This window comes from Sphingomonas sp. P4_G2 (assembly GCF_056401155.1).
This window is the reverse complement of sequence record NZ_JBFUJY010000002.1, coordinates 841,042-855,692: the sequence shown is the minus strand read 5'-3', so window position 1 is coordinate 855,692 and position 14,651 is coordinate 841,042. Positions and strand designations below refer to the sequence as shown.

The following is a 14,651-nucleotide window of genomic DNA, read 5'->3' as shown; positions in this document are numbered from 1 at the left end:
TTCCGCCTCCCCAGCGAAACCAGGCATAAAGGGACTGACGAATGACGCAGTACGTGTACCGGTTCGGTGGTGGCGTTTCCGATGGGGGGAGGGGGGACAAGAATCTCCTCGGCGGCAAGGGCGCGAACCTGGCGGAGATGGCCTCGATCGGCCTGCCGGTGCCCCCGGGCTTCACCATCTCGACGCCGATGTGCGCGGTCTATTACGATGAAGGCGCGGCGTTCCCCGACAGCCTGAAGGCCGAAGTCGCCGCCGGCATCGCGCATATCGAGGGCGTCACCGGCAAGAAGTTCGGCGATGCGTCGGACCCGCTGCTCGTCTCGGTCCGCTCGGGCGCGCGCGCATCGATGCCGGGGATGATGGACACCGTGCTCAATCTCGGCCTCAACGATCGGACCGTGGTCGGCCTGGCCAATGCGTCCGGCGACGAGCGTTTCGCCTGGGACAGCTACCGCCGCTTCATCCAGATGTATTCGGACGTCGTGCTCGAACTCGACCATGGATCGTTCGAGGAAGCGCTCGAAATCGCCAAGGAAGACAAGGGCTATTATCTCGACACCGAGATGAGCGCCGCCGACTGGAAGGCGCTGGTCGACACCTACAAGAAGCTGGTCGTCGAGCAGTGGGACAAGCCGTTCCCGCAGGACGTCCACGACCAATTATGGGGCGCAGTCGGCGCGGTTTTCGGATCGTGGCAGTCTGAGCGCGCCAAGGTCTATCGCCGGCTCAACGACATCCCGTCCGAATGGGGCACCGCGGTCAACGTCCAGGCGATGGTGTTCGGCAATATGGGCGACACCTCGGCGACCGGCGTGGCGTTTACGCGCGATCCGTCGAAGGGCGACAATGCTTATTATGGCGAGTTCCTGATCAACGCGCAGGGCGAGGACGTCGTCGCCGGCATCCGCACGCCGCAATATCTGACCAGGACTGCACGCGAAGAAGCCAATGCCAAGCCGCTGTCGATGGAAGAGGCGCTGCCCGAGGTCTACACCCAGCTCGCCGGCGTGTTCGACACGCTCGAAAAGCATTACCGCGACATGCAGGACATCGAGTTCACGGTGCAGCAGGGCAAGCTCTGGATGCTCCAGACGCGCTCGGGCAAGCGCACCGCGAAGGCCGCGCTCAAGATCGCGGTCGACATGGCCAATGAAGGGCTGATCACGCGCGAGGAAGCGATCGCGCGGGTCGATCCTGCCGCGCTCGATCAATTGCTGCACCCGACGCTCGATCCCGCGGCGCCACGCGACGTGCTGACCAAGGGCTTGCCGGCATCGCCGGGCGCGGCTTCGGGTAAGGTCGTGTTCGATGCCGATACGGCGGAAAAGCGCGCGGCGGCGGGCGAGGCGGTGATCCTGGTGCGCACCGAGACGTCACCCGAGGATATTCACGGCATGCACGCGGCCAAGGGCATCCTGACCGCGCGGGGCGGGATGACCAGCCACGCCGCTGTCGTCGCGCGTGGCATGGGGCGACCGTGCGTGTCGGGCGCCGGCACCTTGTCGATCGACGCCAAGGCGAAGGTCATGCGTTGCGCCGGCCGCGAGGTGAACGAGGGCGATATCGTCACGATCGACGGCGCATCGGGCGAAGTGATGATCGGCGAAGTGCCGACCGTACAACCCGAGCTCGCCGGCGATTTCGGCACGCTGATGGAATGGGCCGATGGCGTTCGCCGGCTCAAGGTCCGCGCCAATGCCGAAACCCCGCTCGACGCCAGGACGGCGCGCGAGTTCGGTGCCGAGGGCATTGGCCTGTGCCGCACTGAGCATATGTTCTTCGACGCCGCGCGGATCGCCGCCGTCCGCCAGATGATCCTGGCTGAGGACGAGAAGGGCCGTCGCGCCGCGCTCGAAAAGCTGCTGCCTGAACAGCGCAGCGACTTCATCGAATTGTTCGAGGTGATGGCGGGGCTGCCGGTCACAATCCGGTTGCTCGACCCGCCGCTGCACGAATTCCTGCCGCACGAGGAAGAGGAATTCGCCGAGGTCGCGGCGGCCGCCGGGGTCGAAGTCGATTATCTCAAGCGCCGCGCCGCCGAACTGCACGAATTCAACCCGATGCTCGGCCATCGCGGTTGCCGGCTGGGCGTGACCTATCCCGAAATCTACGAGATGCAGGCACGCGCGATCTTCGAAGCCGCGGTCGCCGTCGCCGAGAAATCCGGCGACGCGCCGATCCCCGAAGTGATGATTCCGTTGGTCGCGACGCGCCGCGAACTCGAGCTGATGAAAGACGTGGTCGACAGGGCTGCCCAGGCGGTGTTCGCCGACAAGGGGCGCGAGATCAGCTATTTCGTCGGCACGATGATCGAGCTCCCGCGCGCCGCGCTCAAGGCGGGCGAGATCGCCGAGGTCGGCCAGTTCTTCTCGTTCGGTACCAACGATTTGACCCAGACCGCTTTGGGCGTCAGCCGCGACGACGCCGCGCGCTTCCTCGGCATCTATGTCGACAAGGGCATCTATCCCAAGGACCCGTTCGTCAGCCTCGACGTCGAGGGCGTCGGCGAGCTGATCCGCATCGCCGCCGAGCGCGGTCGCGCGACGCGGCCCGACATCAAGCTCGGCATTTGCGGCGAACATGGTGGCGATCCGGCGTCGATCGCGTTCTGCGAGGACGTCGGGCTCGATTACGTCTCTGCCTCGCCGTATCGCGTGCCGATCGCCCGGTTGGCTGCCGCGCAAGCTGCGCTGGGCGGCAAAGCGGGTTGAGACGGGCTTGACTTCGCCCGGGTGGCGACCGCACTCAACGGCGATGGATCTGGGCATGAAGCGCTGGCTGGTTTTCGCGATGGTGGCGCCGCTGGCCGCATGCGGCAGCTTGGGCGGCAATGACGGCCCGTCCGAAAAGGATATCGCCGACGCGCTTGGGCGGTCCGGTGCCAAGGTGCAGTCGACCGAGCGCATCGCGTGCAAGACCGCGCCCGACCGCCCGGGCTATGTCTGCGATTATCGCGCGACGACGTGCAGCCCGTTCACCGGCAAGTGCGACAAGTCGGCGACGCGCACCGGCCGCTTCGTCCGCTATGGCGACAATTGGATGTTCCGCGACGACGTGATCGATCCCAATCGCTATGCTCCGACGCAAAGCCCGGCGGTGACCGATCTGGCGCCCAGCCCGACGCCCACCCCAGTAGCAAGTCCGTCGCCCACTCCGACACCATCACCGTCGCCCAAACCGTCATCGTCGCCGACGCCCAAAGCGAGCCCGACGCCCAAGGTGCCTCCCACCCCCAAGGCCACGCCGACGGCCAAGCCAACGCCGAAACCGACCCCGAAACCGATCCCGGGCGGCATCAATCGCGCCTGGCTATCGGGGCGTTGGGGGGCGGAGAATGGCGATTGCACGGCACGCCGCGCGGTCAATTTCGGTCCGGGCGGGGGGTTCTATGGCAAGCGTGGCATGGGTCACTGGTCGCTCGACGGCAAGACGGTCAAGGTCACCGGCAATTACAGCGCGGACGACAAGCCGTTCGATCAGATCCTCAAGGTCGACCGCATCGGCGACGACGCGATGATGATGGAAGGCAAGCGCTACCACCGCTGCCCGAACTGACAGGGGAGGGGGTATGAAGCCCTGGATCCGATATGCGGTCTGTGGGGTGCTCGGCCTGGCGCTAGGCGTTGGCGCCGCGATCCAGCATGTCCGTACCGGCGCCCTCGGCGCTAGCCGCGCGATCGGCCCCTGGACCACCGGCAGCGATTTCGGCACCGCGCGTGCCGGCGCCTACACCCGCGCGGTCGTGTCGCTGCGCGGGCTGCTCGCGCTTCCTGCGCACGAAGCACGCTATTACAACGCCACGGTCGACAGCGCCGGCGATCCGCTCGACGGCCGCTGCCGCTATCGCGTGTCGGGCAGAGTAATCCCGGGTAAATGGTGGAGCCTGACGCTCTACGACCATCCCGGCTATCTCGTCGCCAACCAGGCCAATCGTTTCTCCGTCGCCAGCGCGGCGGTGCCCAATCCGGCGGCATGGGACGTGATCGTGGCGCCCTCTGAACAGGCCGGACTATGGCTGCCGACCGGGCGGATCGACCGGTTCGAACTGACCTTGCGCGTGTATCTCCCGGATGATGGCGGGCTCGGCACGCTGACGCGCGACCGGCTCCCAGCGATCGTCAAGGAGGGCTGCTGATGCGTCGTTGGCTGTTCCCGCTACTGCTCGGCTTGGCGCTGGCGTTCGTCGGCTATCATGTCGCGCTGGCGCAATTCCCACGCGTGCTGATGAGCCTCGCCACCCACCGGATCGCGAAGGGGGCGGGGTATAACGCGATGTTCGCCGCCCCGCTCGCCACCGACAAGGCGCGCGCGATCGTCCGGCCGAGCCCCGATCTGGCCTATTCGTCCTGTCCGTTCGATCTGTCGAAGGGGCCCGTATTGGTCGATGTCGAGCCGGTGCCCGCGCCTTATTGGTCGCTGTCGGTGTTCGATTCGCGCACCGACGTCGCTTATGTCCGCAACAATATCGATGCCGGCAACCAGCCGATCCGGATCGCGATCGCCCAAGCCGGTCAGCCGGTGCCTGACGGCATGACCGCGGTCCGCGTCACCGGCACGACCGGGATTGCGTTGCTTCGTATTCTGGCCCCCGATCGGACGCAGTTTGGCGCGATCGACGCCGCGCGCAAGAAATCGAGTTGTAAGGCGTTGAGTTAGGGGGTGGTCAAATCTCCCTCTCCCCTTGTGGGAGAGGGAAGGGGCCCGCGCCGAAGGCGTGGGAAGGGTGAGGGGGACTCACAGGCGACGTGGCTCGTGACTCCCCCTCACCCTTCCGCCGACTACGTCGGCTCCCTCCCGCATCAGGTAAACAGCGCCCCGCGCTGTTTAGGTCATGCCGGGGGCATGGCCGACCTGATGCGCCCACAAGGGGAGAGGGAACTAAGCGCTCACGCCGTCCTTGCCCTCAACTCCGCATTCTCGGCCGCCAGCTTCTCATTGGCGGCGGCCAAATCGATCTTCGCCTTCTCCAGATCGCGGACATAGGCGTCACGATTGGTCGTCAGCGCGTCGCGATCGCGCGTCTTGGCATCGGCATCCTGGCGATAGGCGGCATGCGCGTCGCGCTCCGCTTCATAGCGCGTGCGCCATTTGGTGCCCTTGGGCGCCAGGATCAGCCCGAGGACCAGTCCGACGATCAGGACCAGCACGATTATGGCGATCTGATTGGGGTCGGTGAACATCATCGCGTCTCTCCCTGTTGGGATGTGAACGCGTCATGCTGCGCGCGGTTGCCCTCGGGTGCAAGCAATCCCCCTCCCGCAACCGGGGAGGGGGATCGATCGGATCAGTGGCCGCCGTGCAGGAAGGCGTCGTTGATGCTGCACGCCGCCGGCCCCAGGATGACAATGAACAGGGTTGGCAGGATGAACAGGATCAGCGGCACGGTCATGATTGCGGGCAGGCGCGCGGCCTTTTCCTCGGCGCGCATCATGCGCTCGTTGCGGAATTCTGCCGACAGCACGCGCAACGCGGAGGCCAGCGGGGTGCCGTATTTCTCGGTCTGGATCATGGTCGTGACCACGCCCTTGACCGCGTCGAGGTCGACGCGCGTCGCCAGATTTTCGAATGCCTGGCGGCGGTCGGAGAGGAAGCCGAGCTCGATCGCGGTCAGTGCGAATTCGTCGCCCAGCTCGGGATAGGCCCGGCCCAATTCCTTCGACACGCGGTGGAACGCAACGTCGACGGTCAGGCCGGCCTCGGCGCAGATCACCAGCAGATCGAGCGCGTCGGGCAGGCCCTTGCGGATCGCTGACGAGCGCTTCTGGATCTTGTTCTTGAGGTAGATGTCTGGGCCCTTGTAGCCCAGGATGAAGGCACCGGCGACCAGACCATATTGCTTGAGCGGCGACCAGGTCGCGAACGCGTCGGTGCCGTACACGAAATACAGCATCGGCAGGCCGAACAGGATCGGCAGGATCAGCCGGCCGAAGATGACCGCGACCGCATATTCCTTCTTGCGGATGCCGGCCTGGAGCAGCTTGGTCTGCGCGACCTTGAGCTGGCTGTCCTGCAGAACTTTCAGACTCTGCAGGATCGAGCGGATGCGGTCGGTGGTCTCGTTCTTCTGGACCAATTTCGCGCGGCGCTTGCTGGTCGAAGCGGTGATGCCGGCCTTCAACTGTTCGCGGCGATCGTTGAGCGCCTTGACGCGACGCGCCATCGGATCGCGCACGGTGGTCGCGGCGTAGATGGCCAGCATGACAGCGAACGCGGCGACCCCGGCAAGCATGGTGCCTACCCAAAGGACGTCGACGCCGAGCAGGGTTGTGTGGTGCGGTTCCATGGCCTCAGATCTCGAAATTGACCATTTTGGCCATGATCAAGCCACCCAGCGACATCCAGATGAAGCCGCCGATACCGGCGACGATCAGGCGCTGATCGACGAAGAAATTGCCCATATAGGCCGGGCTGATCCACAGGATCAGGCCGAACACGATGAACGGCAGTGAGCCGACGATATAGGCCGATGCCTTCGATTCCGACGACATCGCCTTGATTTTCAGCTTCATCTGGCCACGCTGACGAAGCACCGTGGCGAGATTGGCGAGCGTTTCGGCGAGGTTGCCGCCGGTCTCGCGCTGGATCGCGATCGAGATGACGAAGAACTGGAATTCGGGCGTGCCAAGGCGGTCAGCGGTTTCCTGTAGCGCTGCGTCCATCGTGCGACCGATCTTCATCTTGTCGGATACCGCACGGAATTCCTCGCCGACCGGGCCGGGCACTTCGGCACCAACCACGCCCATGGTTTCGCTGATCGGCAGGCCCGAGCGCAGCCCGCGCACGAGCAATTCGATCGCATCGGGGAATTTGGAGGTGAACTTGTTGACCCGGCGCTTGATGAAATAGCCGACCACGAAATGCGGCAGCCCACCACCCAAGATGACCGCGATCAAGACGGAGATCGCGATTGGCGCGCCGCGTATCATCATCAGCGATGCGACGATCAGCATGATGCCGAACGTCGCCATACCGTATTGACCGACGGTCCAGTTCTTGCCGGTCATGGCGAGGCGCTTCTTGAGTACGGCCGGACGCGGCAGGAACCGCATCATCGCCGTGTCCATGTTGCTGTCGCGCTTACCGGTGATGCGGCGCATTTGCGCAGCCATCGCCACGTCGCTGGCGGCGCCGCTATGGCGTTCGCGGAGCGCGCCCAGCCGGCGAGTCTGCGCCTTTGCCACCGACGGGCCGGCAAAGGCGAACGCCAGCAGCAACAGCATGGTCGCCGCCCCTGCAATCACCGTGATCAGCGGCACCAATGGCATCGCTCAAACGCTCCACTTGTTGGTGCCGGCCCGGATGGACCGGCCATGGTCAACTCGACTTCGCGGCTTTCTTGCTCGGCATCAGCGACTTGAGATCGGCGAACTTGCCCATCAGAGACTGACCCGCCGATTTCCCCGCGCCTTTTTTGCCCGCAGCGGCGCCCGCGGCCTCGGCCGAATCGCCCGCCGCCAACAGGCGGCTGGCGAGTTCGCCGATCGGTGCAACCGTCTTCGATCCCTTGCCGGCCTCGGCCAGCGTCTTGCCCAGCTTGGCTGCCTGTGCCGCCAGTTTCTGGTCATAAGGGATGACGAAATCGATGCGGCGCTCGATCGAGCCCTCGAAATCCTTGCGATTGATCTCCAGCTGCCCACCGGCGGGCACCTTATTGGCGACCACCAGGACCTGGCTTCCGGGCGCGTTCGACTTCAACCATGACAGGATGCGGATCGTGTCGCGCGCCGCGGCCAGCGTCAGCTCGGTGACGACCACCGTCGTCTGGATGTCGCTGATCAGATGTGGATGCTGGATCAGCTGCGCGCGCGGCAGGTCGACCACCGTGCATTCGAACGCGGCGCGCATCTCTTCCTGCAATTGGTAGAAAGCGGAGCCGTCGGTCATCATCGGCGAGTTGATCGGCGCTTCGGCCGACAGCACGGCGAGACGCTCGCTGGCCTTGACCATCGCGCGTTCGATGAACAGTCCGTCGATGCGGCTGGGATTCTCGATCGCATCGGTCAGGCCGCGGCCCGGCTCGAGGTCGAGCGCCAGCGCGCCGGTGCCGAAATGCACGTCGAGATCGAGCAACGCCGTGGTGCGGCCGCCCTTCTCGCTCATCAGCCACGCGACCGAGGTCGCGATGGTCGAGGCACCGGTGCCGCCGCGCGTACCGATCACCGCCGTCGCGGAATGCGGACGATCCGGCGAGACCTCATTCAGCCGCGGCGCGTTCAACACGGCCTGCGCGCTGCCGAAAGTCTCACGCAACATGTCGGCATTGAGCGGTTTGAGCAGATAATCCTGGATCCCGCTCGCGGTCAGGTCGCGATACAGGCGGACGTCGTTGACCTGGCCCGCCGCGATGACGACGGTGCCGGGTTCGCAGACTTCCGCCAGCGCATTGATGTCGTTAAGCGGATCGCCCGATTCGCTGAGGTCGACGAACAGCACCTGCGGACTCGCCGAGACCGACAATGACTGGACCGCGTTACGCAACCCGCCCTTGTTCACTTTCTCGGCCGACCAGCCCATCTCGCTGACGATCGGACGCAGCGCTTCGGCGGTCGTCTCGTCGCAGACATAGGCGACGAATGGCTCGCGATGCGCGACGCCAGCGGGTTTCCACGGCGCGTTCATCTTATTTGCCTCCCGTCGATTCGGATTTGACTGTGGTGCCGCCGGCCCCGGTCGGGGCGGCTTTGCGATACGTGCCGATGGCCCGACCCGCGGTGATCGGGTCGGCTGTGCCGTCACCCGCCTGGCCTCGGACCAGATCGAGCGGATCGGCGACCATCGCGGCCAGGCTGGCGTTGCTCGCGCAGCCGAAATTCGAGGTCGAGCTGCCTTCGAATTCGCTCGATCCGCTGCGCGTGAAATCGGGGCAGCCCGGGACCGTGGCGGTGGATCGGCTGACGACGACGCGGACCATGCCGGCCGCTAGCGGCGCATTGGTGATCGGCGCCCGGTCGGCAAGACGCATGCCATAGCTGGAGACGATCGCCGCGATTTGCGCGCGAGCGCGCGAGTCGTAAGGATTGGGATCGTCGACCGAAATCCGGTCGCCATAATGCAACCGCATCGAGGCGAGCCAGCCGGCGACCCGTTCGGTCTCGCCCGGCGCCAGGCCGGCCGTGGTCGATTGCGCGTCGAACACATAATCGGTGCGGCTGACGACCGGCTGTTTGATCGAGTCGACGCCGCGATTGAGCGTGCCGCAGCCGCCCAGCATCAAAGCGGGAACGGCGAGGGAGGCGATGAGGATCGTACGCATGTCTGACTGTTCCTCGCGCGTTACAGGCTGAAGCCGGGAGTGGCGGGCTGATCGCCCTTTTTCGACTTCTTGGGCAGGAGCGCCTTCTTGTCGGCGGTCGCCGGGTCGGAGCTCGGCTGTGGCGTCGTCGGCGCCGCGGGCACGGGCGCGTTGGCGCCGATCGCGGGGCCCGCAACCATCGGTACGGCCATCGTCGGCTTGGGACGATCGCCGCCGTTGGTGCCTTCGCCCAAGCGGCCAAGGAAGACGCGGCCGAGATCGGTCGGCGCCTTGTAGCCGTCGGTCGGCAGGACGATCTCGTTCGCGTTGACCGGCTTCACCAGATACGGCGTGATGACGATCATCAGCTCGCTCTCGTTGCGCTTCCAGCTGGTCGACCGGAAGAGCGCGCCGAGCACCGGCACGTCGCCGATGCCCGGGGCCTTGTCGATCTGGTTGTTGGTGCTGTTCTGCAGCAGTCCGCCGATCACCATGGACTGGCCCGAGCCGAGCTCGACCGTCGTTTCCGCGCGTCGCGTCGTCAGCGCCGGGATCGTGACGCCATTGAGGGTCACGGCGCCGGCCGCGGACAATTCCGACACTTCGGGGCGGACGCGCATCGAGATGCGGCCGTCCGCGAGCACAGTCGGGGTGTAGGACAGGCTGACACCATATTGCTTGAATTCGACCGACACCGCGCCCAGCCCCTGGCTGACCGGGATCGGGATTTCGCCGCCGGCGAGGAACGAGCCGGTCTCACCCGACAGCGCGGTCAGGTTCGGATTGGCGAGCGTCGTCACCTGGCCGTCGGTCTCGCCGAGGTCGAGCGCCGACAGGATGTCGAGGCCGAACAGGCGCCCGGCGAGACCCAGGGTGGTATTTCCGGCACCCTTGGTGATCGTCGCGACCGAGGTGCTGCTCGGATTGATGAACTGGCCCGTCGCAGGGTTGTACGGGCCATCGATATAGCCGCCACCGGGTAGCGGAACGTGGGCCGTGGGATAGGTGGAAAGCTGTGTTGGCGTGAGCGATCCGGGCGACCGTCCTGTGGCGACGCCGAAGTTGAACCCGCCGGTATTGTCCTTGGTCAACATGTTGTTGCCGATGTCCTTGGCGAATGCCTTGCTGACCTCGGCGATCTTGACCTGCAAATTGACCTGCAACGGCGTCGCGGTGCGGAGGCGGTTGATCACCGCGATCTTCAACGGCGTCGACGGATTGGAGATGTCGATGCCGGGGTTGAGCAAGGCGGCGACGATCTGCTGCGCCTGCACGACATCGGCCGGCGCCGCCACGGTACCCGTCAACACGGCGATCTGACCGACGGTCATCACCCTGATGTCGGCGTCTGGCATGGCCGCTTTCATCATGCGATCGATCGACGTCAGGTTCTGGGCGACGCGAACATTGGTCGAATAAATCACCCGGCCACTGGCGGCGGTGACGAACACCGTGGTCTCCCCGTAATCCTTGCCGAACAGGCGGATCTGGCGTGGGTTGCTCACGTCGACATCGGCGACATTCGGATTCGCGACCCAGACATCGGCGGCGTCGGCGGGCAGGGTGATGACCTCACCCTGGCCCACCGAAAGCATCACTTCGGTCGTCGGGCGTTGCGTGCCCTGCGGCAAGGCGCCGACACGAACGGGCTTGGCCGGCGCCCGGCGAGTGGTCTGCCGACCACCGCCGGCGGCCTCGACCGGCATGCTCGCTACCAGCGCCGTCGCGACGGTAGCCGCAACGATCCGGTTCAAAACGATTGTCGCTTGCATCAGTTCTTCCCCCCACGACCGATTGGTACTTCGGTCACGTTGTTCCCACGGACGACACGCACCATGGGGCCGGTAATGGCCGGGGCGCCGCCCGGAATAGCACCTGCAGTTCCGCCTGCCGTCGCATCTCCGGCCTTGCCCGGCACGGTGCGGCGCTGGAAGCGCGAGACGTCGGCACCGGTGGCGAAGCTGGTCTTGCCCGCGCTCGGCTGCACGTCGGCAGTTGCGAGCATCGCCTTTTCGGCTTTCGGATCCTTGCCGTCAGGCACCTTCACGGATCCATCGGCGATCGCCTGATCGAGTTCGGACGCCGAGTCGGCGAGCGGACGCAGCACGAGCGAAAGGTCGCCCAAGGAGCGCGCCACCGAAATCTTCTCGGCGATTGCGGGCGTCGCCTCGATCGTCACCATCGAGATGTTGCGGACCACGGTCTTGCCCTGGTCGTCGACATCGCTGGTGGTGCGCTGGTCGGTCGCCAGCACGCGCAGGTTCTTCATGATCGTCTCCGCCACCTTCAGCGGCGGGCCATCGCCGCCGCCGGCAACGGTCTGAGACAGGGTCAGGTCGACACGGTCGCCCGGAAAGACGAAGCCCGCGACTGAATTCTCGTTGCGGACCGGAAAGGTGACCGCGCGCATGCCCGGCGTCAGCGCCGCGGCGAGGAAGCCACGGTCGCCAGGCTTAACCAGCGACCCCTGGGTCAGCGGTTGCCCGGCGGTGATCACCGAGCGCACGACCGTGCCTTGCAGGCTCTTGGGGTCGAATCCGTCTTTGCGGATATAATAGGCGTTCTCGACCAGCTCTTTCGGCCAGGGCTGGTACTTGAAGCTGGTCGCATCCAGGATCGTGCCGATCGGCAGCGCCTTGGTCGCGACGAGCACTTCGGTGCCTGTCTGGACCGGCGCCATCGGCGCCTGGGCCGAGGCCATAGGGGCGCTCGATCCGACGATCAGGCTGCGCGCCATGAACGCGGTGATGGCTGCGACGAAAAGCGCGCCAACCAGCAAAATGATCTTCCGACTATCCATGACGCTTCGTGCCCCGTTGTGGCGATGACCCCGACTTGATCGCCGTTAATCTACGCAAAGTGGTTAAATATCGGTTCACCGAGCGCGAGCATCGATGCCATGGCGATCGCGACGCCGTACGGCGTCTCGACCGCACCCGGCGCTTTGCGGCGCCAATGGTCGAACATCATGATCAGCGTCAGCACGCCGCCGATGATCGACATGACCATCAGCATGAAGAAGAGAGTTGGGCCGGGAAGCCATAGCGCGAGCGCGCCGATCATCTTGACGTCGCCGCCGCCCATCCAACCGAAATGGAAGGCGCCGACGAACAGCGCGAACACGCCGATCGCGATGCCGATTTGCCACGCCACATCGGCCCAGCCATAGCCTTGCATCCACCACCAGGCAGGCGCCATCAGCGCGATCGCGGCATTCTTCCAATTGGCGATCTCTCGGGTACGAGCATCCTCGATGCCCGCCGAAAGCAGGATCAGAACGAGTGCTCCCCCGAGCACGTAAGACAGAATTCCCCAGCCCATCGGATCACAGACCTAGACGGCATGGCTTTCTAAAAAGTAACCAGCATGGATGGTATCTTCCGAAACAGCGCGCCGAACCTATCCCGACGGCAGCTCGATCTCGTTCTGGACTGCCCCCGACGGCTGGCAATTGCGCCGCTTCGACTGGCCCTCCGCCGTGGCCGCGCCGCGCGGATCGATCCTGTTCCAGGGCGGCCGCGGCGACATCTTCGAGAAGTATCTCGAGACCTTCCGTCACTGGCATGACCAGGGCTGGACGATCACGTCGGTCGACTGGCGCGGGCAGGGCGGATCGGGTCGGCTGACCGACGATCCCCATGTCGGCGATATCGACCGGTTCGGGACCTATCTCGCTGATTATGGCGCGTTCTGGAAGGAGTGGGCGGCCGCGACGCCGGGGCCGCATGTCGCCATGGGACATTCGATGGGCGGACATCTGGTCTGCCGTGCGCTGGCCAAGGTGCTGGCCGAGCCCGATGCGGCGGTACTGATCGCGCCGATGATGGGACTGCATGCGCCGATCAGCGCCGGGTTCGGCGAGCGGATCGCCGAGATCGCCATGAAACTCGGCAATCCCCAGCGCCGCGCCTGGAAGTCGAACGAGAAGCCGGGCACCACCGATTCGCGGCTGTCGCTGCTCACCCACGATCCCGACCGATATTCGGACGAACCGTGGTGGTGGGACCAGAAGCCGGAGATCAAATTGGGCCCGCCGAGTTGGCGCTGGGTCGTGCGCGCGTTCGAATCGACTCGGCGGCTGCGCGCCAGCCGGCGTGTGAAGCTGGTCAGGACGCCAATGCTCGTGCTGGTGGCCGAAGCCGACAAATTGGTCCGCGCGGCCGACGCGATCAAGGTCGCGGGACTGCTGCCCGATGCCCGCCTCGTCCGCTTCGGCAACGAAAGCGCACACGAAATCCTGCGCGAGGTTGACCCGGTCCGCGATCGCGCCTTGGGGGAAATCGACATCTTCCTTTCGGCACGAGCGCAGCAATGAGCGGTGATAAGATTTGGGACATCGCCATCATCGGTGCCGGGATCGCCGGCGCCGCGCTCGCGGCCGAGGTCGCGCCCCATGCCAGCGTCCTGATCCTCGAGGCCGAGGACGTCGCGGGCTATCACGCGACCGGACGATCCGCGGCCTTTTGGGAAGAGACTTATGGCGGACCGGCGATTCAGCCGTTGACCGCCGCGTCACGCGCGGTGCTCGACGCCGGCGGCTTTCTCCAGCCATTGGGGGGGCTGCACATCGGCCGCGAAGAGGAACGCGATCAGATCGAAGCGATGCTGGCCGAATTCGCCGATACCGGCGTCGATCTGACATTGGTCGACCCGCGTGACCGCATTCCCGGCCTGCGCCCCGAATGGGCTCTCGCGGTGTGGGAGCCGAGCTGTGCCTATATCGACGTCGCCGGGCTCCACGCCGCCGCGCTGTCGCGCGCGAAGAAGGCTGGGGCTGAATTGGTGCTCGACGCCGGACTGACCGGGGCGTCGCGGGGCAGCGATGTGTGGCAGCTCGAGACGAAGGCCGGCCCGTTCGCCGCCAGGATTCTGGTCAATGCCGCCGGGGCCTGGGTCGATCGTGTCGCGGCGGTCGCCGGAGTCGCGCCGATCGGGATCCAGCCGCTGCGACGCGCGCTCGTGCAGCTCCGCGTCGATCCGCCGGTGCCGGACGATACGCCGCACGTCGCGCACATCGGCGGGGACTTCTATTTCAAGCCGGAATCGGGCGGGCGGCTATGGTTGAGTCCGCATGACGAGGTGCCGAGCGAGCCCGGCGACGTTCAGCCCGAGGAGATCGACATCGCGATCGCGATCGACCGGTTGGAACAGGTGGTCGATTGGAGGATCGAGCGGGTCGAGCGCAGCTGGGCGGGCTTGCGCAGCTTCGCGCCCGATCGCCTGCCGGTCTACGGGTTCGACAATCACGTGCCCGGCTTTTTCTGGTGCGCAGGGCAGGGTGGCTTCGGCATCCAGACCGCGCCGGCGGCTTCCTTGGTCGCGGCATCTTTGCTGCTCGGCGCCGCGCCCGATCCGCTCGTCGCGGAAATAGACCGGGATCGTTACACCCCCGCGCGGTTCCGCTAGCGCGGCGCGTCGC

Annotated in this window: 14 protein-coding genes; 6 read left to right on the top strand and 8 right to left on the bottom strand. The window is 65.7% G+C overall.

All coding sequences use genetic code 11. From position 1 onward, the window contains the following. Positions 1-41 precede the first annotated feature (41 nt). Genes ppdK through AC1DRD_RS09480 form a run of 4 tightly spaced genes read left to right on the top strand, consistent with a single transcriptional unit; the run spans position 42 to position 4,656 of the window. Positions 42-2,711 (top strand): pyruvate, phosphate dikinase, encoded by a 2,670-nt coding sequence (ppdK, locus tag AC1DRD_RS09495; protein WP_478041183.1) that lies wholly within the window; start codon positions 42-44, stop codon positions 2,709-2,711. Between the two features lie 55 nt (positions 2,712-2,766). Beyond that, complete coding sequence (locus AC1DRD_RS09490; protein WP_478041182.1) at positions 2,767-3,555, top strand: hypothetical protein; 789 nt, start codon at positions 2,767-2,769, stop codon at positions 3,553-3,555. A 13-nt stretch (positions 3,556-3,568) separates the two neighbouring features. Then, on the top strand, positions 3,569-4,135 hold the full coding sequence (locus AC1DRD_RS09485; RefSeq protein WP_478041181.1) for a DUF1214 domain-containing protein: 567 nt from the start codon (positions 3,569-3,571) through the stop codon (positions 4,133-4,135). After that, positions 4,135-4,656, top strand: a complete 522-nt coding sequence (locus tag AC1DRD_RS09480) for a DUF1254 domain-containing protein (RefSeq protein ID WP_478033037.1) — start codon at positions 4,135-4,137, stop codon at positions 4,654-4,656. The genes AC1DRD_RS09485 and AC1DRD_RS09480 overlap by 1 nt, the downstream gene beginning before the upstream one ends. A gap of 230 nt (positions 4,657-4,886) precedes the next feature. On the opposite strand, the gene AC1DRD_RS09475 is transcribed toward AC1DRD_RS09480, so the two are convergent. The 8 genes from AC1DRD_RS09475 to AC1DRD_RS09440 all read right to left on the bottom strand — a co-directional run bounded on the left by AC1DRD_RS09475 (position 4,887) and on the right by AC1DRD_RS09440 (position 12,553). Next, complete coding sequence (locus tag AC1DRD_RS09475; RefSeq protein WP_478033035.1) at positions 4,887-5,183, bottom strand: hypothetical protein; 297 nt, start codon at positions 5,181-5,183, stop codon at positions 4,887-4,889. 101 nt (positions 5,184-5,284) lie between these two features. Beyond that, the gene (locus AC1DRD_RS09470; RefSeq protein ID WP_478033034.1) at positions 5,285-6,283 is read right to left on the bottom strand and encodes a type II secretion system F family protein; all 999 of its coding nucleotides are present in this window, start codon (positions 6,281-6,283) and stop codon (positions 5,285-5,287) included. 4 nt (positions 6,284-6,287) lie between these two features. Next, positions 6,288-7,265 (bottom strand): type II secretion system F family protein, encoded by a 978-nt coding sequence (locus AC1DRD_RS09465; protein WP_478041180.1) that lies wholly within the window; start codon positions 7,263-7,265, stop codon positions 6,288-6,290. 49 nt (positions 7,266-7,314) lie between these two features. Continuing rightward, complete coding sequence (locus AC1DRD_RS09460; protein WP_478033032.1) at positions 7,315-8,619, bottom strand: CpaE/TadZ family protein; 1,305 nt, start codon at positions 8,617-8,619, stop codon at positions 7,315-7,317. 1 nt (position 8,620) lies between these two features. Continuing rightward, positions 8,621-9,253: a CpaD family pilus assembly protein gene (locus tag AC1DRD_RS09455; protein WP_478033030.1), complete on the bottom strand. Its 633-nt coding sequence runs from the start codon at positions 9,251-9,253 to the stop codon at positions 8,621-8,623. A gap of 20 nt (positions 9,254-9,273) precedes the next feature. Next, positions 9,274-11,004, bottom strand: a complete 1,731-nt coding sequence (locus tag AC1DRD_RS09450; protein WP_478033028.1) for a type II and III secretion system protein family protein — start codon at positions 11,002-11,004, stop codon at positions 9,274-9,276. After that, positions 11,004-12,032 (bottom strand): Flp pilus assembly protein CpaB, encoded by a 1,029-nt coding sequence (cpaB, locus tag AC1DRD_RS09445; protein ID WP_478041179.1) that lies wholly within the window; start codon positions 12,030-12,032, stop codon positions 11,004-11,006. Before cpaB ends, AC1DRD_RS09450 begins: the two co-directional genes overlap by 1 nt. Positions 12,033-12,082: 50 nt before the next feature. Then, entirely contained in the window at positions 12,083-12,553 is a 471-nt protein-coding gene (locus AC1DRD_RS09440; protein ID WP_478033025.1) for an A24 family peptidase, read from the bottom strand. 49 nt (positions 12,554-12,602) lie between these two features. Here AC1DRD_RS09440 and AC1DRD_RS09435 point away from each other — a divergent pair, with 49 nt between their 5' ends. Together AC1DRD_RS09435 and AC1DRD_RS09430 are read left to right on the top strand one after the other, a co-directional pair. After that, entirely contained in the window at positions 12,603-13,547 is a 945-nt protein-coding gene (locus tag AC1DRD_RS09435) for an alpha/beta fold hydrolase (protein ID WP_478041178.1), read from the top strand. After that, the gene (locus AC1DRD_RS09430) at positions 13,544-14,638 is read left to right on the top strand and encodes an NAD(P)/FAD-dependent oxidoreductase (protein WP_478041177.1); all 1,095 of its coding nucleotides are present in this window, start codon (positions 13,544-13,546) and stop codon (positions 14,636-14,638) included. The genes AC1DRD_RS09435 and AC1DRD_RS09430 overlap by 4 nt, the downstream gene beginning before the upstream one ends. Positions 14,639-14,651 lie beyond the last annotated feature (13 nt).

Bases quoted from the DNA above. Each gene is read 5' to 3' on its own strand.
- ppdK (WP_478041183.1), top strand. From the start codon at position 42: ATGACGCAGTACGTGTACCGGTTCGGTGGTGGCGTTTCCGATGGGGGG.
- AC1DRD_RS09490 (WP_478041182.1), top strand. From the start codon at position 2,767: ATGAAGCGCTGGCTGGTTTTCGCGATGGTGGCGCCGCTGGCCGCATGC.
- AC1DRD_RS09485 (WP_478041181.1), top strand. From the start codon at position 3,569: ATGAAGCCCTGGATCCGATATGCGGTCTGTGGGGTGCTCGGCCTGGCG.
- AC1DRD_RS09480 (WP_478033037.1), top strand. From the start codon at position 4,135: ATGCGTCGTTGGCTGTTCCCGCTACTGCTCGGCTTGGCGCTGGCGTTC.
- AC1DRD_RS09475 (WP_478033035.1), bottom strand. From the start codon at position 5,183: ATGATGTTCACCGACCCCAATCAGATCGCCATAATCGTGCTGGTCCTG.
- AC1DRD_RS09470 (WP_478033034.1), bottom strand. From the start codon at position 6,283: ATGGAACCGCACCACACAACCCTGCTCGGCGTCGACGTCCTTTGGGTA.
- AC1DRD_RS09465 (WP_478041180.1), bottom strand. From the start codon at position 7,265: ATGCCATTGGTGCCGCTGATCACGGTGATTGCAGGGGCGGCGACCATG.
- AC1DRD_RS09460 (WP_478033032.1), bottom strand. From the start codon at position 8,619: ATGAACGCGCCGTGGAAACCCGCTGGCGTCGCGCATCGCGAGCCATTC.
- AC1DRD_RS09455 (WP_478033030.1), bottom strand. From the start codon at position 9,253: ATGCGTACGATCCTCATCGCCTCCCTCGCCGTTCCCGCTTTGATGCTG.
- AC1DRD_RS09450 (WP_478033028.1), bottom strand. From the start codon at position 11,004: ATGCAAGCGACAATCGTTTTGAACCGGATCGTTGCGGCTACCGTCGCG.
- cpaB (WP_478041179.1), bottom strand. From the start codon at position 12,032: ATGGATAGTCGGAAGATCATTTTGCTGGTTGGCGCGCTTTTCGTCGCA.
- AC1DRD_RS09440 (WP_478033025.1), bottom strand. From the start codon at position 12,553: ATGGGCTGGGGAATTCTGTCTTACGTGCTCGGGGGAGCACTCGTTCTG.
- AC1DRD_RS09435 (WP_478041178.1), top strand. From the start codon at position 12,603: ATGGTATCTTCCGAAACAGCGCGCCGAACCTATCCCGACGGCAGCTCG.
- AC1DRD_RS09430 (WP_478041177.1), top strand. From the start codon at position 13,544: ATGAGCGGTGATAAGATTTGGGACATCGCCATCATCGGTGCCGGGATC.